Genomic DNA, 19,658 nt, shown 5'->3' on the forward strand with positions numbered 1-19,658 from the left:
CACATATGTGGTTTTTTATTTAGTATTCTTTAGTAACTTGTTTCTATTATAGTGGTTTTTGCGTCACCCCAAAGACTCTCAATGTCGTAGTATTCTCTTATATGTTTTTGAAATACATGAACCACAATATTGACATAATCCATTAAGACCCATTCAGCATTATCATTCCCTTCAATATGCCAAGGATTATCTTTATGCTCTTTACTTACTTTTTTCTGAATGGAATTCACAATGGCGTTTACTTGTGTGTTTGAGGTTCCTTCACAAACAACAAAGTAATCACAAACTGTATTTTCGATCTCTCTTAAATCTAGAATCGTGATTTCTTTTCCTTTTACATCTTCAATCCCAGCAATAATCGTACTTATTAGTTGATCTGGACTCGTATTTTTTTTCGCCATTAAATTGATTTAATTTTGTGCAAAGTTATTATTTTTTTATGTCTTATAAACGGTTATTAATCATAAGAAATTTATAAATTTTTTTAACACATTACTATGCGTATAATCAAACTTAGTGCCATTGACTCTACCAACACTTTTTTAAGACAGTTGAGTAGTACAGAAGTTATAGAAGATTACACGGTTATCCTAGCAGAGTCACAGGCTAAGGGTCGCGGACAAATGGGAACGACTTGGAGTTCACAGCCTTCAAAGAACCTTATGGTTAGTGTGTTTCTCGATGTCTCCTTTTTGGTAATTGAAAACAGCTTTTATATAAGTATGGCAATTTCATTGGCAATTTCTACGTCCTTAAAAAGGTTTCAAATAAAAAATGTAGCGATTAAATGGCCTAACGACATTTTGGCAGACCAGAATAAGATTTCGGGTATTTTGATAGAAAATGTCATAAAAACCAATCAGTTGCAGGCGACAATTATTGGTTTTGGGCTTAATGTCAATCAAACGCATTTCGAAGATTTACCAAATGCGACGTCGATGCAAATGGTATCAGGAAAGCACTATGATTTAGATGAAGTCTTGCAGTCTGTGCTAAAGTATTTGAAGCTATATTCTGAAATGCTAAAGACTGGACAATTAGAAGAATTGAAGACATTATACGAGACAGAACTATTTAGAAAAAATAAACCCTCAACATTTGAAGATGCTGAAGGTTCTCTGTTTTCGGGTTTTATAAAAGGTGTTTCAAATTCTGGATATCTTCAGGTCTTAGTTGAAGATGATATCATAAAAGAATTCGATTTAAAAGAAGTTAAACTTCTTTATTAAACTTGAGCAGGCAAGTTGCTAGCAAGTGTTTCTATGAATTTAGTGATTGGGCCTTTTATCATCATTGCCATCATAGCGTTAAATTCACCTTCAAAGATAAGTTCTACTTCACTTTTGTCTGCTGCAACTTCTGTAATGTTACCAGTAAGTGAGAAATCTAATTTTCCGCCAGCGGCTCCTAAAACAATTTTATTTGGTGCGATAGCTTCCTTCTTTTTTAATACAATTTCTGGCATGCCTTTGAGTGCAAATAAAAATTTATCCTCTTCTAAGATTTTAAATTTGCTAATGTTTTCAGGCATTAACTTTTCAAAGTTTTTTACATCAGACAAAAAATCAAAGGTGTCTTGCGCTGATTTGTTTATAGTTGTTTTTGGCGATTCTAATTTCATGTGTGCAATTTATTATTGTTATAAGCCTATAATCAAATAGCGTTCCATTCGCTTGGATTGTTATTCCAAAGTGATAAAACTTCTTGTTCTTTAGCATTAATATATTTGGTGTCTAAGGCTTGCTCTAATAGATTTTCATAGTTACTCAAGGTGTGGAGTTCGACTTTGGCAGTTTCAAAGTTTTTGGATGCAACTTCAAACCCGTAAGAAAAAATAGCAACCATGCCTTTCACTTTTACGTTAGCTTCTTTAAGCGCTTTTACAGCATTAAGACTGCTTTTGCCAGTACTAATAAGGTCTTCGATAACCACAACATTTTGTCCAGATTCTATAAAACCTTCAATTTGGTTTTGACGTCCATGAGATTTAGCTTCTGGTCTCACATAGATAAAAGGGAGTCCGAGATATTCAGCAACTAAAATACCAATTCCAATGGCACCTGTTGCAACACCAGCTATAACATCTACTTTTCCGTAGTGTGCCTCAATGTGTTTCGCCATGCTTTCTCGAATGTAATTTCTAATTGGCGGGAATGATAGCACAATTCTATTGTCACAATAGATAGGCGATTTCCAACCTGAAGCCCAAGTAAAAGGATCATTAGGTTGTAATTTTATCGCATTGATTTGCAATAAAACTTCGGCAGTTTGTTTAGCTGTTTCTTTGTCAAAAATCATGTTGCAAAACTACGCTTTTTTGATAAATAGAATTTCAGAATTTAAAATAAAATTATTTTTAAAAATAGTGGACATCAGTATAAAAATTATATTTTTACTTTTTAAATATCTACTAATCTAGCTCATGTATCACATTTTTGTAAATGATAAGCCAATTATTCTAACTACAGAAGTTCAAAAAGAAGACGGTTTTAAAAATTACCTATTGTCAAAAGTCAACATTGGCAAGGTGATACGAGAACTTAACTCCACAAGCTTAAAAGAGGTAAGACTAATAGGGAAGAAAGAGCATAAATTACTAAAAAAGTTTTTAAAACTATTGCCAAATGTAATTGCTGGTGGAGGAAAGGTTTATAATAGCAAAGGTGAAACTCTGTTTATCTTCCGAAATAATAAATGGGATCTTCCGAAAGGAAAAACTGAAGGTAAAGAAACCATTGAGACAACTGCAATTCGCGAAGTAGAAGAGGAGACAGGAGTAACAGGATTAGAGATTACAAAGTCATTACAAACTACGTATCATATTTTTAAACGAAATGGCCGACATAGAATAAAAGTGACCTATTGGTTTGAAATGAAAACTTCTTTTAACGGAAAATTATATCCCCAAGAAAATGAAGGCATTACTAAAGTTGATTGGTTAACTCCTGAAGAAAGCCTAAAAGCTCTAGATAACAGTTATGCTAACATTAGGATTTTAGTTTAATCAGTTTTGCGTTTTTTTATGGACTATTTTTAAACTCAATTATTCGATGCGATAAATGGGGTATTGTAAATGCGCTTTTTCATAGTGTTCACTTTGCTTGTGTAACCAATCTAATTGGGCATACCAATTGTTGGAAAAATCTTCATCATAGGTTTTTTTAAGATTGAAATCTATTTTCAATTTCGGATTTCTAGCCAATAATTCTTGTGCTTTGTCTTCCCAGACATATGGCGAAAACCCTTCTTTTTGCTGTAAAATAGTATCAAAGAAATTCCAACTAAAAAAGGAATCTGGAGCTTGTGGCTCAAGAGTTTCAAGTAAATATCTAATGGCATTTTGATTCGTGTTAATCAAATAATCTCCTTTTAAAAAAGTCGCGTTTTCTTTGGAAATATCCAACTCTACATTGTAATGTGGATAATGACCCTCATAAGCTTGTTTTCTCGTGTCGTAATTTTTGATTTTATAAGAGTTAACTGATAACGTTGTGTCATTTTCGAATTGTGTCATCTCCACATTATTCAATTTTAAAAGATCTATAACATTCCACCAACCTTGGGGAATCACATAAGCTTTTGGAATATCAACTTCTAATGTTGAAGTCATATAATTTTGATACGTCACAGCTTTCGTAAAGGGCTTGGTTTTGTCGTATTTTAAGCGTTTAGTTCCAGTAAATTCACTTTCAATCATCTGTCCTTCATAACCTTTAAATTGTAAGGTTGATGTTCTAGTGGTATCCACAGTCCATTGAAGTGGATACGACTTAATCGATTGTAATTCTGATAAAGCACTCCTGCGCAATTTTGTGATTTCTTCACCTTCAGACTCAGTAATTTCTATCATACTTTGCATGAGTTCATATGTGCCTTCAACTCTCTGTTTATAGGGTTTTAACATGTGGGTCTCAACCATCATGCCTAAGGTGTTCCACAGTGTTGTATAGCCAGTAGAGTAACGCGGAGAATCCATAAACTGAGTAAATCCCTGCTCTGGAGTTCTGTTAAATACATTGACATAAGGCGTAATATTCCAGTCTTTTTCTGAAAGTTTCTGCTCTAATTGAGGCATCATTTTGGTATGTAAAAATTCACCCAGTTTTCCTCCTAATTTATTGTGTTGTGTAAATAAATGGGTTAGTGTATACTGATAATCTGCGCCATTACTCACATGGTTATCTATAAACACGTCAGGCTGTACTAGATGAAAAATTTGAGCAAAAGTTCTGGCATTTTTTGTGTCGCTCTTTATAAAATCTCTGTTCAAATCAAAGTTGCGTGCGTTTCCTCTAAAACCGTAAGCTACTGGTCCATTTTGATTTGTTCTTGTGCCAGAATTTCGATTTAGACTTCCGCCGATATTATATATTGGAATGGTTACCAAAACCGTTGATTTTGGATATTTTATTTTACCTTGAACAATATCTCGAAAAAGCATCATAGTGGCGTCAATTCCATCAGATTCTCCTGGATGAATTCCATTGTTAATTAAAAGCACACGCTTGTGGTCTCTAACTTCAGATAAATTGAAATTCGCATCAGGATTTAAAGTGACTATATGTAAAGGTTTTCCAGAATCGGTTTCTCCAATCGCTTCTATTTCAATTTCGTTGTAATGCTCTGCTAAGTATTCATAAAACGTAATGACTTCATTATAAGTTGAAGTTTCTGTTCCTTTCGATGTTTCAAATCTTGTTGTAAAGTCATAGGTAGGTTTATCCTTTTCCGAAGAACAAGACATTATAATGATAAAAAGAAACATTAGGTTTTTCATGTCAAGATTTTAAATGAATGATCAATTGTTAATATCGTTGTTTATTTCTTTCTGAATGATGAGCCATAATATTTCAAAGTTAATCTAAATTTGAATATCCCTCTAAACTAATAGCTAATGAAAGTTTTTATTTTGCCCTTCGGAAAAATTAAGATTTTAGAATCTAATATTGCCGAACTTATTATCAACGACACCGTTGTTATTGATGCAGAAATGGTATATGCTTACCGCAATCTTTTACAATCCCATTTAGTCGCTCCTTTTTCACTCTTAATTAATAAAGAGCATGGGTATTCGTACACCTTTGATGCTCAGGTCGCAATGGGTGAATTAAACGATGTTATTGCTTTTAGAGCTGTTGTAGTCTATAGCCAGAGTGCTGAAATGGCAACACAAATTGTCATGGATATCAATAAAAGTAATAATTGGAATATTAAAATTTTCAGAGAACGACAAGCGGCTTTAGATTGGTTGTTATTCAATCAAAATAATAAAAGTGCGATGTAGTATTCTCCATTTAAATTATTTAATTTTACGACACTTTAATTTTAAGAAATGTCTCAAACTACAAATACCATTTTAATGATTCGTCCTGTCAATTTTAGGATGAATGAACAGACAGCGGTCAATAATTATTTTCAGGAAGGTTTAAATTTAAAAAACACTGAAATTAATGCTAAAGCTCAAGAAGAATTTGATGCTTTTGTTGAAAAATTGCGTGCTGTTGGTGTTCATGTTATTGTTGAAGAAGATGATAAATTATTGGACACACCAGATTCGATATTTCCTAATAATTGGGTAAGTTTTCATGAAAACGGGAATGTCGTCATTTATCCTATGTTTGCTGAAAATCGAAGAAGAGAACGTCGTGAAGAGATATTGATTCGTTTAGAAGAAGAAGGTTTTAAAATCGAAAATATTATTGATTATACCAGTGCTGAAGAGGAGAGCCTCTTTTTAGAAGGTACTGGAAGCTTACTTTTAGATCGAATTAACTCGAAAGTGTATTGTGCATTGTCTGCTCGTGCAGATGAAGATTTAGTCATCGAATTTTGTGAAGATTTTGATTGTGCACCTGTAATTTTTACAGCTAATCAAACCGTTGATGGAAAACGAATGCCAATCTATCATACTAATGTGATGATGTGCTTGTCTGAGCAGTTTTCAGTCATTTGTTTGGATTCAATTGATGATAAAACGGAACGTAAAAATGTAATCAAAAACCTTAAAGCAGACGGAAAAGCCATTATAGATATTTCCGAATTACAAATGCATCAGTTTGCTGGAAATATGCTTCAAGTTCAAGGACATAACGGCCAGCGTTATTTGGTGATGAGCAAAGCGGCTCATGATAGTTTAACCCCAAAGCAAGTTATTGAAATTGAAAAATTTTGCCCTATTTTATCTAGTTCATTAGAAACCATAGAAACCTGTGGAGGAGGAAGTGCTCGCTGTATGATGGCTGAGGTGTTTTTGCCAAAAGCTTAATCTAGCTTGATAAAAATAGCATTCGGTAATATAAAATCATGATTAGTCTCTTTTATTGAAAAACACCAAAAATAATTATACAGATTTTACATTGCAGGTTTCATTTTTGGCAACTCTACATAGAATTTGGTTCCGACATTTGGAGTGCTTTCTACCCAAATCCTGCCCTTATTGAGTTCAACCAATTCTTTACAAATGGTCAAGCCCAAACCTGTACCTTTTTCGTTGTTGGTTCCTCTTGTAGTGAAGGTGCCGTTTTGGAAAAGCTTATCAACATTTTCTTTAGAAATACCAACTCCAGTATCTTCAACGCATATTAAAGATTTGCCATTGTGGTCTGTGTTGGAAACTGTAATAACATCACCTACACGCGTAAACTTTACAGCATTTGTTATTAAATTCTGAATCACAATTTCAATCATGCTTTTATCGGCATAAACAAAATCTCGGTGTGACTCGTCTATAAGTACGATACGCTTCTGGTCTACTTTGTGCTCTACCAGACTTATTTTATTCTGAAAGACCTCTTGAATATTGAACAAGTCTGCCTTAGGTTCTAAATTCTGCATTTGTGATTTAGACCAGTTTAATAGGTTGAAAAGTAACTGAGATGCACTGTCTGCATTTTCACTTAACTCAGGAACTAGGTCATAAAACTCTTCTCTCGAAATTCCATCTTCCTTGAGTAAATCAATAAATCCTTTTATTGATGAAATGGAATCTTTTAAATCGTGTGAAACAATCGAGAACAATCTATCCTTTACATTGTTAACTTCTTCAAGATGCTGTATTTTCTCAGCAAATTCTTGATCTTGAAGTTCAATTTGCTTATTTTTTTCCTGAAGCTCTCTATTGAATTTTAATGTATTTTTTCGTTTAAGATAAATAAGCAGAAGTATAGTAGATACAATCAAAAATGCCGCTCCAAGCACATAAGAAATTGCTTTAAGTTTTTTATATTCAATATCCTTTTCCTCTTCTTTTTGCTTTAAAGCAATAGCATTAAAATCCTCATCAGCAACTAAAGGTTCAACTTTAATTGGATTTGTAATTACTGGAATTATTGGTCGGTTGGCTTCGTCTAATTCACTTTTCAAACTAAAATATTTCCCTTGCCAGAAAAACGCATTTTGAAACCTTCTATTAATAGAATCTAGCTCTTTATGTAATCTGAAGTTTTTAAGAAGCTCTGGCTTATTATTGATTTTAATAGCAATGGCATAGGCTTCGTTGATTTGGATTTCTGCAAGCTTCACTTTACGTCGTTGAATGTTGAGTTCGCCAATAGCATTTAGCGCTCTTAGAATTCCGTCATCATTTTTGATTTTCCTATTAAATATTAAGCCTTCAACTAAATATTGAGAAGCTTTATCGTAGTCTTTAAATTTAAGATACTCTGCTCCAATACGAGGTAAAATTTCACCTCTAAGTCTTTGGTCTTTACTTGGGTTGATAAGTTTTAGGACTTTCTCGTAATATTCAATGGCTTTTCTGTGCTCTTTTCTTTGAGAATATAATAAAGCGATATTTCTAGTTGAGTTTTTAATACCTGTACTATCCCTTAATTGTTCTCTTACATTTAGCGCTTTGATATTATATTCTAATGCTTTATCAACCTGATGTGTATTATAATAGGCTTCTGCTAAGTTGTTGTAAGCAGAGCTTAATTCATTGTTTAAATTTCGAGATTCAAAAATCTTTATAGCTGAGAGTGAATTTTCAAGCCCAACACCATAGTTTCCTCTTTTGATTTCTATCAAACCAATACTATTATTCACTTTGGCAATCCCAAGAGTGTCACCTAACTGTGTGTAATAACGTTTAGATCTATTATAACCATCGATGGCATTGTAATAATCATCACGTTGCGCATAGATTAATGCTTTGTAGTAATTGACATCGGCTATTCCTTTGGTGTGATTTAAAAATTTTGAAAGACGCTCTGTATTTTCAATATAGGTAAGGGCTTTCTTGTAACTTTTTGCATTATAAAGCGCTTGTACCAAACGTATAGACGTATCTACTTTAGAAGAATCTTGTTTTTGAAAAGATAAATGCACAGTTAGACTATCGATCTCATTCGTTTGTGAAAAACAACAGAGCGAAGAACATAAAACAGCTAATGTAATTAACTGCTTCATATTTTAGTTTGGGCATTAATAATTGCAAAATTATTTCTACACGAAACTTCCTTTAGCGTTGGATAGTTAGGGTGCTTTAATAATAATGACAATCTCAATAAAGATTGATTATTAAGTTTCATCAACGTTTGGGACTTTGATTAATAGCATATCAAAAATCAATAAAAAGGTTCTTAAACCCTAATTTTTAGGTTTTAATACCTATAAATTAGTTAAAGTGATCAATGAAATTTATAAAAACATCGACGAATAGATAAACGGCATAAAACATAGAAAAACAACACTTTTGTCGATGAAATACATGATTTTATCTAAAAAGTTGATTTACAGTAGATTAAGCTAAAACACCTCGATTGCTGGCAATATTTTATGGTCAAAATCAAACTAATATTGATTTTCCCAAGAACTCCCTTGTTTGGTTGTGGTTTCATTGCTAGGAAACGCAACTCATTTGGAGCCAAATAGTAAAATTCTATGTCGCGATTAACCCAAGTTAGGTTTTATAGAATTCGACTGTTTTTTTAGGTGTAATGATACCAAAATAGGAATTCTATGCAATAGGTGTTTTTGTCTTTCTATAATTTGAATGATTGACATCCCTGAAATAATCAATAAAAGCGCATTGGCGCCTTAAAATTTTAATAAAAAACCTATCTTTGCGGACTTAAAATCAAGACGAAAATGAATCTTCAAGAGACACTCTCACATAATGTAAAACAGGCTGTAAAATCTGTTTTTGATGCAGAATTAAAATCGGTAGAATTTCAAGCAACTCGTAAAGAGTTTGCGGGTGATATTACTGTAGTTGTGTTTCCAATGTTGAGGGTTGTGAAAGGAAATCCTGTTCAAATTGGAGAACAAATCGGTCAATATTTGGTTGATCATGTTGATGATGTTAAGGCGTTTAATGTCGTTAAAGGCTTTTTAAATATTGAAATTAGTGATGCCTATTACATCAATTTCTTTAGTGGGATAAAGGATAATGATCACTACGGATTTACAGCACCAGGTTCTAAAGGTAAAGCTGTAATGGTAGAGTATTCTTCTCCAAACACTAACAAGCCTTTGCATTTAGGTCATATTAGAAATGTGATTTTAGGCTATAGTGTTTCTGAAATTTTAAAAGCTTCAGGAAAGAAAGTTTACAAAACGCAAATCATCAATGATAGAGGTATTCATATTTGTAAAAGTATGTTGGCTTGGAAGCGCTTCGGAAATGATCAAACACCACAATCGTCAGGATTAAAAGGGGATAAACTGGTTGGGAATTATTACGTGAAGTTTGACCAAGAATACAAAACTGAAATTCAACAGCTCATTTCCGAAGGGCAAACTGAAGAAGAGGCTAAGAAGAATGCACCAATCTTGCTAGAAGCTCAAGATATGCTCCGTAAATGGGAATCTGGAGATGAAGCCGTTGTTGCTTTATGGGAAATGATGAACGGTTGGGTGTATAAAGGTTTTGATATCACTTACAAGAATATTGGTGTTGATTTCGATAAACTGTATTATGAAAGTCAGACCTATTTATTGGGTAAAGAATTTGTTGCCGAAGGTTTGAAAACAGGTGTATTCTTTAAGAAAGAAGATGGTTCAGTTTGGTGTGATTTAACCAATGAAGGCCTCGATGAGAAAATCGTTTTACGAAGTGATGGGACTGCGGTTTATATGACACAAGATATTGGAACAGCAATTCAGCGTGTGAAAGATTTTCCTGATGTTGGAGGCATGGTGTACACCGTTGGAAATGAACAAGAATATCATTTTCAGGTGTTGTTCTTAATTATTAAAAAGCTTGGTTTTGATTGGGCTGAAAATTTATACCATTTAAGTTATGGGATGGTCGATTTGCCTTCAGGAAAGATGAAGAGTAGAGAAGGGACTGTTGTAGATGCTGATGATTTGATTGGAGAAATGGCTCAGACTGCTGGTGAGATTTCAGAGGAATTAGGAAAACTTGATGGGTATTCCGAAGACGAAAAGCAAGAACTCTACAAAACCATTGGTTTAGGAGCTTTAAAATATTTTATCTTAAAAGTAGATCCTAGAAAACGTATTCTATTCGATCCAAAAGAGTCTATCGATTTCCAAGGAAATACTGGTCCGTTTATTCAATATACGTATGCTAGAATTCAGTCTATTTTACGAAAATCTAATGTAGATCAGACAGTCACATCGAGTGGAGTCGTGATGCAATTACATGCTAAAGAAAAAGAATTACTAAAACAACTAGAGTTATTTCCAGAAGTTATTCAAAACGCTGCAGATCATTATAGTCCTGCACTTATTGCAAACTATACATATGAGTTGGTGAAAGTGTTTAATTCATTCTACCAAAACGTGTCTATTTTAGGTGTAGATAATGAGACTGAAAAAGTATTCCGTGTACAATTATCTCAAACGGTTGCTAATGTGATTAAGAGCGCATTTGGCTTATTAGGTATCAATGTACCAGGACGTATGTAGTTTATTGCTAGAAAATAAAAATCAAAAAGGCTCAAGAATTAAATGTCTTGAGCTTTTTTAATGTATTATATAAACGTTTTATAGCTCGACCAAATTGTTATTCACAAAGAAAATAGAGTTCACAAAAAAGAGTTTTCCGTTTTCCCAGAAGCTTCTAAACATGACATTGTCAACTAAATAAATGACGCTTCCACTTCCCATACGTTGTTCGCCAAAAATGAGCGAATTATCTAATTTTTTTAAGGCCTCTTGACCAGCATATCCAGATACGTTTTTAGGGTTTTTACCAAGATAAGCCACATTGTAACCTCCATCCAATAAACTGTAAGACGAGCTTCCACGTTTCAAAGTAAAATAAGTGTCATCATAACCAAAAGCCATAGGATGTGTGTTATCGACATCTGTTTTGAAGATTGCTCCAGAGATGAGATCTTTAGTATAATAACGTTCTCTATCCGCATATTTAATCAGTTTACCAGCTTCTTTATTTTTGGAAGAATCTTGGGGTTGATTTCTCTTAAGTCCGAAACCATCCTTATCAACAAAACTATTTAAAGCACCATCAATCGCGATGACTTTTCCACCTGAACGAATCCATGTTTTAAGTTTATCCATTAATTTTTCATTGAGTAAACCACCATAATAGCCATTAGGCATAATTAACACATTGTATTTTGATAAGTTCGTCCCGCTCAAATCATCTGTCTTAATAGATGTTAGAGGATAGTGCAATTGTTGTTCAAAAAAGTGCCATATTTCTCCATAACTCAATGATGAGGTATAGTCTCCAGACAATATTGCTATTTTTGGAGGATTCACCAATTTGATATCTGGAGATCCAAAATCTGGACCAGATGTTGAAAACCCAGAAGTAATAGCTTCGGGTAATCTGTTGTGTCTAAAAGCTATTGCAATAAATCTATCATCGAAATCATTAACCGTTTTATTATCACCTCTTACAATAATTAAAGAACCTCTATCATAAGTTTTTCCTTGAGTTGTAAATGGTTTTTCTGTAAAACGTACTTTGATTCCGCCATTAAGTAAATCGGCTAAAAACTGCGCATCTTTCATACTCCTCCATTCTAAAACATATCCTGTAGATCCTGAGTTTTTGAGTGGATTAGGAATCTCCTTAAAAATAGTATTATCCGTTTTAATCAAAGTTTTAGAAGCCACAGCATCTAATCCGTAAGCATAAGGAACAGACCAAGCTGTAATGTCATAAGTTAATGAATCACTTAATTTGGTTTGAGGTTCAAATAAGACTTTTACCATTTTTCCTTTGGGTTGATTCGTGCTCACAACCAAATCTTTTGATGAGGTATTCATCTGACCTTGTTTAGACGAAGCGTAATCGTATCCACTTACTTTTCCGCCTTGAGCGAAACCATACTTAATTTCATGCTTATCTAGAAGTGTAGTTAAGCTCTGAATTTTATCTGCATTACCTTTTAAGACGTAGCTTTTGTATTTAAGATTTGAATTATTAAAATACTTAGCAAACTCGGTGTTTAGTTTTTCGGCATTTCTAGAAGATATTTCAACCGTAGATAATCCCGATACTGTATGATGCGTTAACCGGTCTACTAAAGTCAGTACATCACTTTCATCATTTAAAATCCCTAAACCAGCACGACCATGTCCACCTTGCTCGTAAGTCATACCAATAGCTCCCATATAAGTTGGATAGGTGTCTCCATAACTTGGATATAATAAATCAAAGCGTTCGCGTGTGAAATACAGCCAACCTTCAGCATCAAAATACTTGGCGTGATTTTTACCAATTTGTGTTTGAAAATTGCGTTGCCAATCACTAATTATTTCATGAAATGGTTCTGCAGCTGGCGCAAAATAATAAGGTTCGTTTATGCCTTGCTCATGAAAATCAACATGAATATGTGGCATCCATTTATTGTATACTTTTAGACGAGAAGCAGATTCTACTTGCGTTGCCCAAGCCCAGTCTCTGTTTAAATCAAATAGATAGTGGTTTGGTCGTCCTCCAGGCCATGGTTCACTATGCTCACTCGCTTGTTGGTCGATATCATAAGGCACACTTGCTGTTTCGTTATACCAATTTACATAGCGATCACGGCCGTCTGGATTAATGCAAGGGTCGATAATCACAATTGTATTTTTTAGATATTCTTTTTTCTCAGTTAGCAGTTTGTAAATCGTATTCATCGCGGCTTCAGTGCTCGACGCTTCATTACCATGTACATTATAACTTAGCCAAACGATAGCTATGTTGTTTGCGCTGGGTGTCCCTTCTAGAATACCTGCGTTTTTAAGGTTGTTTTCTCTAATGGTTTCGAGGTTTTTCATATTCTCTTCGGAAGAGATAATGGCCAACATTAAAGGTCGTCTTTCATTGGTTAAACCATAGAAATCTAGTTTAACTTGTTGAGGGTTTTGTGTTTTAATATGTTTGAAATAATCAACCACTTGGTGGTGTCTTGAAAATTTTGTACCTAAGTCGTAACCTAAAAATTCTGAAGGCGATTGCAGGTTTTGAGCAAAAAATGAGACAGAAAAGAATAATGCGACTACTAGAGAGAATGATTTAATCATGGGATTTAAACGAGATTGATTATGATATTGAGTAAAGATATGAAGTGGGAGTGAATTAACTAAAATTTAGGACTTAAAAAAAGTTAAGAGCATTATCTTTACGCTTGAATTGAATTATAACTATGCCAACCGACTGTATTCCGTTTAGAGAAACCAATTATTTTTCTTCCTTGATTTGTGATTATTTAGATGAAAATAGCGATTTGAAATCGTTTTATAATCGTTTTCCTAAGCTTGAAAATTTTGAATCTCAAATTAAAGAGAAGCAAGACTCTTTTACTTCGGAAACTCGACGTGTTTTAGTACAATCTATTAAAAACCAATACAGTTCAGTTGATATTTCCGAAGCTACAAATTCGAATATCAATTTATTAAGTGAGGCCAATACCTTTACAATTACTACAGGTCATCAACTCAATTTATTTACGGGTCCGCTTTATTTTTTCTATAAAATTTTTTCTACGATTAATTTGTGTACACAATTAAAAGCTGAATATCCAAATCAGAATTTTGTGCCTATCTATTGGATGGCAACCGAAGACCATGATTTTGACGAAATTAATTTTTTCAATTTTCGAGGACGAAAAGTGCAGTGGAATCGCGAGGCATCTGGTGCCGTCGGCGAATTGAATCTCGACGGTTTAGATCAAGTTTTCGATGTGTTAGCAAATCAGTTAAATTCGACAACTAATGCTGTCGAATTAAAAAGATTATTCCGAAGCGCGTACTTAGAGCATCACAACTTAACAGATGCGATGCGTTATTTGGTAAATGAATTGTTTTCGGATTTAGGATTGGTGATTGTTGATGGAAACGACAAAGATTTAAAGCGAATGTTTTTGCCATATGTCAAGGATGAATTGGTAAACCAAACATCATTTGATAAGGTGTCTCAAGCAAATGAAAAACTTAATGCTTTAGATGGGAGTTATAAAATTCAGGTAAATCCAAGAGAAATTAATTTGTTCTATATCACTGAAGGTATAAGAGAACGTATTATTGAAAGTGAAGGTACTTACAAAATCAATAATACAAGTATTAAGTGGAGCAAGAGTGAGATACAAAAAGTGCTCTTAGAGCACCCGGAACGGTTTAGTCCAAATGTGATCATGCGTCCGTTATATCAAGAAGTAGTTTTACCAAATCTCTGTTATATTGGAGGAGGAGGTGAGTTGGCGTATTGGTTGCAACTGAAATCTAATTTTGAAGCACAAAAGGTGGTTTTTCCTATGTTGTTGCTACGTAATTCGGTGTTATTAATCACTGATAAGCAAAAAGAAAAACTTCAAAAACTGGATATTTCGGTTAAGGACTTATTTCTGAAGCAGAATGATTTAAAAACGAAAGTGACTAAGCAAGTTTCAGAAGTTAATATTGATTTTTCAGATCAAAAAGCACATTTAGAACAGCAATTTGAAGCCTTATATAAACTAGCAGAACAAACAGATAAATCATTTAAAGGAGCTGTTGCTTCTCAAGAACGAAAGCAAATTAAAGGTTTAGAGCATTTGGAAAATCGTCTACTAAAAGCTCAAAAACGAAAACTGAATGATCATATAGAGCGTATTACTGATATTCAAGATGTATTATTTCCAGGTCAGAGTTTACAAGAAAGAAACATGAATTTCTCAGAGTTTTATTTAGATTATGGAAGCGAGATTATTCCGAAGTTAATAGAAGAACTAGAACCATTAAAAGGCGAGTTTTTGGTGTTAACAATTTAGTGTAAAAATTGTTGTATTCTAGTTTTAATTTTAGATGCAATTATTACTTTTGCACATGCAACACAACAAAGTCCTAATTTTAGATTTCGGTTCGCAATACACACAACTTATTGCACGTCGCGTTAGAGAATTAAATATCTACTGCGAAATTCATCCATTTAATAAAATTCCTGCAGATTCTGAAAGTTTTAAAGCTGTCATACTTTCTGGAAGTCCAAACTCGGTAAGAGGTGAAGATGTACTTCATCCCGACTTATCCCAAATAAGAGGAAAAAAGCCAATGCTTGCTGTCTGTTATGGTGCTCAGTATTTGGCACATTTTTCAGGTGGAAAAGTCGCAGAATCTAATACTCGAGAGTATGGAAGGGCCAATTTAAGTTTTGTAAAAGAAGATGAAGACTTTTTTACTGGTATTTCAAAAGGAAGTCAGGTATGGATGAGTCATAGTGATACCATAAAACAATTACCTACAAATGGCGTTTTGTTGGCGAGTACACATGATGTAGAAAACGCTGCCTTTAAAATAGAAGGAGAAACAACTTATGCTATTCAGTTTCATCCTGAAGTCTATCACTCTAAAGATGGTAGACAATTGTTAGAAAATTTCTTAGTGCATATCGCGCAATTAGAGCAAGATTGGACACCAGATTCATTTGTTGAAGAAACTGTAGATGCACTAAAAGCACAATTAGGAAGCGATAAAGTCGTTTTAGGTTTATCTGGAGGTGTAGATTCTTCGGTTGCTGCTATATTATTGCACAAAGCCATTGGGAAAAACCTATACTGTATTTTCGTAAATAATGGTTTGCTTCGGAAAAATGAGTACAAAAGTGTACTTGAGCAATACGAAGGAATGGGACTTAACGTTAAAGGTGTAGATGCTTCGGCACGCTTTTTGGATGCCTTAGAAAATGTAAGCGATCCTGAGAAGAAAAGAAAAGCTATCGGTCGTGTGTTCATTGAGGTTTTTGATGATGAAGCGCATCATATAGAAGGTGTGAAATGGTTGGCGCAAGGTACCATTTATCCAGATGTTATTGAAAGTGTTTCAGCAACTGGTGGCCCAAGTGCAACGATTAAAAGCCATCATAATGTTGGAGGTTTGCCAGATTATATGAAATTAAAAATAGTAGAACCGCTAAGAGCATTGTTTAAAGATGAAGTGCGTCGTGTTGGCGCTTCTATGGATATGGATCCTACGATTTTAGGTCGTCACCCGTTTCCTGGTCCTGGATTAGCAATTCGTATTCTAGGAGATATAACTCGGGAAAAAGTGCGTATATTACAAGAGGTTGATGCTGTTTTTATTGATAATTTAAAATCATGGAATTTATACGATAAAGTATGGCAGGCAGGAGCAATGTTGCTTCCAGTAAATAGTGTAGGAGTCATGGGAGACGAACGTACTTACGAGAAGTGTGTCGCTTTGAGAGCTGTGGAGAGTACAGATGGTATGACAGCCGATTGGGTTAACCTTCCGTATGAATTTTTACAAAAAACCTCGAACGAAATAATAAATAAAGTAAAAGGTGTTAATAGAGTGGTATATGATATTAGTTCAAAACCACCAGCAACCATTGAATGGGAATAGTAGGATTCAATGACAATAACAGCTTCAATCAAATAAATTTTAAATGAAAAAACGCGTTCTCATAATTCTTGTAGTGCTATTCAGTATGCCTGCTTTTGCACAAGAGTATAAAACACACAAGGTTAAGCAAGGTGAAACGATTGAAAGTATATCCAAGCAATATCTTGTAACACCTTTTGATATTTATGCGCTTAATCCTGATGCTAAAAAATCTATTGGGCCAAATACGGTTTTGATTATCCCAAACTCTAAGGTCAAGAATACTCCTGTCCAAGAAAATGAGAGAGAGTTGATTGGTTTTAAAAAGCATAAAGTTAAGCGTAAACAAACCTTATACAGTATTGCTAAAGATTATAACATAGAAATTGAAGATATTAAGAAACATAACACGTATTTGTATTCTGAAAATTTACGAAAAGGTGACAAAATTAAGATTCCGAAGTACAAAACAATTGTAAATAAAGTATCCCTTAACAATACGATTAAAAAGTATAAGGTGTTGCCAAAAGAAGGTAAATGGCGTGTGGCATATAAGTTTGGAATAACTGTCCCTGAACTAGAAGCTTTAAACCCAAACCTTGAAGACGTTTTGCAAACTGGGCAAGTAGTAAATGTTCCTAATATTAGTAACAATGAAGAGAGAATTGTAGAGGAGAGTTATAACTACTATACAGTTTTAAAGAGTGAAGGTTACATGGCGCTTAATAGAAAATTAGGTGTAACCCAAGAAGAAATTGAGCAATTGAACCCTGGATTAAAAGAAACTGGATTAAAATTAGGAATGGTATTGCGAGTTCCTCAAAATGCCCAAACAGAATTAGTTATTAAAGATTTGGATAATACTAATCTTTCCAATAATTTATCAAATCTCAGCAGAAAGAAAATTGCTTTGATGTTACCATATAGAACACATAGAATTGATGTAGATTCTGTTAGTGAGTCTAAAAAAGCAATAAGAAAAGACCGGTTGTTATCAGTATCGCTAGATTTTCATGCTGGAGCGCTAATGGCAATAGATTCGGCAAAACGTCTTGGGATTTCAACCTATCTTAAAGTCTTTGATACACGAAACCAACCTTCTGAAATTTCTAATATTTTGAATTCAAATGATTTTTCAGAATACGATGCTGTGATTGGTCCTTTATTACCTAAAAACTTAGATCGTGTTGCTTTAGAATTGAAGAAAGATAACGTGCCAGTATTGTCACCATTAACAATGCCTGATAATCTTTATGATAATGTGTTTCAAACGATTCCATCAAACGATTTATTAGAAAGAGCCATGATCAATTTTGTAAAATCTGATTCATTGCCTAGACATATGCTAATCATAGCAGATTCAAAACACAAAACTATTAGTGATCGATTGAAAGGGGAGTTTCCTTCATCAAAACAGATATTTTCAAGAAAAAACAAAAAAGACCAAGAAGCTTATTTTATATACCAAACCGATTTAGAAAATGTCTTTAAAGATGGAAGAAATATTGTCTTTTTAGAAACCGATAACGAAGGTTTTGCCTCAAACGTGATTAGTATGATTAACGGTTTGAATGTTGAAGATCAAGAGATTATTTTGATGACGACCAACAAAAATAGCGCTTTCGAGGGTAGAGAGATTTCAAACTATCATTTATCTAATCTGAAGTTTCATTATCCGTCGCCAAATAAAACAACCGATATCTTAACAGCTAATAATCCTTTTGTAAGAGCATACAGAAGAGAATATAATGTGAGCCCTAACAGGTACGCAGTTCGTGGATTTGATTTAACCTTGGACCTTCTGTTGCGATTGGCTAGCGAAGACGATTTGTATAAAGCGTCATCTAGTGATGTTGAAACAGAGTATGTGGAGAATAAATTTCGTTATACTAAAAAGCAATTTGGTGGTTATTATAACGAAGCCGTTTATATTGTTAAGTTCGATAACCTAACCATAGTAGAAGCAGGACAATGACCTCAAAAGTAACTTATCTAGGTAATTTAAGAACAGAAAGCGTTCACCTAAAATCAAAAAAATATTTTATTACAGATGCGCCTTTAGACAATAATGGTAAAGGAGAAGCGTTTTCACCTACAGATACTGTTGCCACAGGACTGGCAAGTTGCATGATTACCGTTATGGGAATTAAAGCAAGAGATATGGGTGTAGATATGACCGGAACAACAGCTCAAGTGAACAAAGTCATGGCGAGCGAACCAAGACGAATTTTTAAGATAGAAGTCCTATTGGATTTTCCGTTTGAAGCTGATGATAAGACCCGAAAAATTCTAGAACGCATTGCAAATACTTGTCCTGTACATAACAGTTTACATCCAGATATCGAAAAAGATATCACGTTTAACTGGAAGAAATAATGTTGCCAAGACTATTAGTTATCTTACTTGTATTTCTGAATATCTCCTCAAATAGTGAGGTTACAATTGAATGGAACGAATCTAAAAAACTCGTTTGGACAGACTTTAGAGGTCCAGTCGATGCAAATACTGATGCTGTAGCTGTCACAGCATCCGGAATTACATTTTCATTTTCAGTGAAGCAAAGTAATGGCGCATTTGTGAGTTTTGAGTCTGAAGCCGATGCGCATTTTTATCCTGAGAAATCATGGTATATCAAAGACAAAGGTGACGCTCATATTCTTAGTCATGAGCAGCTTCATTTTGATATTACCGAATTACATGTAAGACTATTGCGTTATGAGATTTCTAAATTAAAAGTCTCTCAAACTATTAAAGAAAATTTAAGAAGCTTACATCAGAAAGCAAATGATGATTTGGCTAAAATGCAAAATGCTTACGATACACAAAGTCAGAATTCTATAAATAAAGAGCAACAAGCCATTTGGTCTCTATTTGTAAAAGACGAACTTAAAAAGTTCAGAGCTTTTAGATCACAATAG

General features: G+C 33.9%; 16 protein-coding genes. 10 read left to right on the top strand and 6 right to left on the bottom strand.

The window, feature by feature from the left end; translation table 11 throughout:
* Positions 1–29 precede the first annotated feature (29 nt).
* Positions 30–401 carry a ribosome silencing factor gene (gene rsfS / locus V7719_RS08935; RefSeq protein ID WP_335729541.1) on the bottom strand — a complete coding sequence of 124 codons (372 nt, stop codon included), beginning with the start codon at positions 399–401 and terminating at the stop codon, positions 30–32.
* A 96-nt stretch (positions 402–497) separates the two neighbouring features.
* On the opposite strand from rsfS, the gene V7719_RS08940 reads away from it, so the two are divergent.
* A complete protein-coding gene (locus tag V7719_RS08940) occupies positions 498–1,229 on the top strand; it encodes a biotin--[acetyl-CoA-carboxylase] ligase (RefSeq protein ID WP_335729543.1) in 732 nt (243 codons plus the stop codon).
* Here the strand turns inward: V7719_RS08940 and V7719_RS08945 are convergent.
* Both V7719_RS08945 and pyrE read right to left on the bottom strand, forming a co-directional pair.
* Complete coding sequence (locus tag V7719_RS08945; protein ID WP_335729544.1) at positions 1,226–1,621, bottom strand: SRPBCC family protein; 396 nt, start codon at positions 1,619–1,621, stop codon at positions 1,226–1,228. The two genes, V7719_RS08940 and V7719_RS08945, sit on opposite strands and share 4 nt — an antisense overlap.
* 32 nt (positions 1,622–1,653) lie before the next feature.
* Positions 1,654–2,298, bottom strand: coding sequence for an orotate phosphoribosyltransferase (pyrE, locus tag V7719_RS08950; RefSeq protein WP_335729545.1), 645 nt, complete (start codon positions 2,296–2,298; stop codon positions 1,654–1,656).
* 124 nt (positions 2,299–2,422) lie between these two features.
* On the opposite strand from pyrE, the gene V7719_RS08955 reads away from it, so the two are divergent.
* Entirely contained in the window at positions 2,423–3,004 is a 582-nt protein-coding gene (locus tag V7719_RS08955; protein ID WP_335729546.1) for an NUDIX hydrolase, read from the top strand.
* Positions 3,005–3,043: 39 nt separating this feature from the next.
* On the opposite strand, the gene V7719_RS08960 is transcribed toward V7719_RS08955, so the two are convergent.
* Positions 3,044–4,777, bottom strand: coding sequence for a M14 family metallopeptidase (locus V7719_RS08960; protein WP_335729548.1), 1,734 nt, complete (start codon positions 4,775–4,777; stop codon positions 3,044–3,046).
* A gap of 117 nt (positions 4,778–4,894) precedes the next feature.
* Here V7719_RS08960 and V7719_RS08965 point away from each other — a divergent pair, with 117 nt between their 5' ends.
* Positions 4,895–5,284, top strand: coding sequence for a hypothetical protein (locus V7719_RS08965; protein WP_335729549.1), 390 nt, complete (start codon positions 4,895–4,897; stop codon positions 5,282–5,284).
* Positions 5,285–5,332: 48 nt separating this feature from the next.
* Positions 5,333–6,265 (top strand): citrulline utilization hydrolase CtlX, encoded by a 933-nt coding sequence (ctlX, locus tag V7719_RS08970; RefSeq protein WP_335729550.1) that lies wholly within the window; start codon positions 5,333–5,335, stop codon positions 6,263–6,265.
* Positions 6,266–6,351: 86 nt separating this feature from the next.
* Here the strand turns inward: ctlX and V7719_RS08975 are convergent, their stop codons facing one another.
* On the bottom strand, positions 6,352–8,406 hold the full coding sequence (locus tag V7719_RS08975; RefSeq protein WP_335729551.1) for a tetratricopeptide repeat-containing sensor histidine kinase: 2,055 nt from the start codon (positions 8,404–8,406) through the stop codon (positions 6,352–6,354).
* Positions 8,407–9,087: 681 nt separating this feature from the next.
* Between V7719_RS08975 and argS the strand changes: the two genes are divergently transcribed.
* The gene (gene argS, locus V7719_RS08980; protein ID WP_335729552.1) at positions 9,088–10,872 is read left to right on the top strand and encodes an arginine--tRNA ligase; all 1,785 of its coding nucleotides are present in this window, start codon (positions 9,088–9,090) and stop codon (positions 10,870–10,872) included.
* A 78-nt stretch (positions 10,873–10,950) separates the two neighbouring features.
* Here argS and V7719_RS08985 read toward each other — a convergent pair whose 3' ends face one another.
* Positions 10,951–13,446, bottom strand: coding sequence for a M14 metallopeptidase family protein (locus V7719_RS08985; protein WP_335729553.1), 2,496 nt, complete (start codon positions 13,444–13,446; stop codon positions 10,951–10,953).
* A gap of 122 nt (positions 13,447–13,568) precedes the next feature.
* Here V7719_RS08985 and bshC point away from each other — a divergent pair, with 122 nt between their 5' ends.
* Genes bshC through V7719_RS09010 form a run of 5 tightly spaced genes read left to right on the top strand, consistent with a single transcriptional unit; the run spans position 13,569 to position 19,658 of the window.
* A complete protein-coding gene (gene bshC, locus V7719_RS08990) occupies positions 13,569–15,170 on the top strand; it encodes a bacillithiol biosynthesis cysteine-adding enzyme BshC (RefSeq protein WP_335729554.1) in 1,602 nt (533 codons plus the stop codon).
* A gap of 55 nt (positions 15,171–15,225) precedes the next feature.
* A complete protein-coding gene (gene guaA, locus V7719_RS08995; protein WP_335729555.1) occupies positions 15,226–16,761 on the top strand; it encodes a glutamine-hydrolyzing GMP synthase in 1,536 nt (511 codons plus the stop codon).
* 43 nt (positions 16,762–16,804) lie between these two features.
* Complete coding sequence (locus V7719_RS09000; protein WP_335729556.1) at positions 16,805–18,715, top strand: LysM peptidoglycan-binding domain-containing protein; 1,911 nt, start codon at positions 16,805–16,807, stop codon at positions 18,713–18,715.
* The gene (locus tag V7719_RS09005) at positions 18,712–19,116 is read left to right on the top strand and encodes an OsmC family protein (protein WP_335729557.1); all 405 of its coding nucleotides are present in this window, start codon (positions 18,712–18,714) and stop codon (positions 19,114–19,116) included. The genes V7719_RS09000 and V7719_RS09005 overlap by 4 nt, the downstream gene beginning before the upstream one ends.
* Positions 19,116–19,658: a DUF922 domain-containing protein gene (locus V7719_RS09010; protein WP_335729558.1), complete on the top strand. Its 543-nt coding sequence runs from the start codon at positions 19,116–19,118 to the stop codon at positions 19,656–19,658. Before V7719_RS09005 ends, V7719_RS09010 begins: the two co-directional genes overlap by 1 nt.

The sequence above is a fragment of the Psychroserpens sp. genome (assembly GCF_036960315.1).
Classification (GTDB): Bacteria; Bacteroidota; Bacteroidia; order Flavobacteriales; family Flavobacteriaceae; genus Psychroserpens.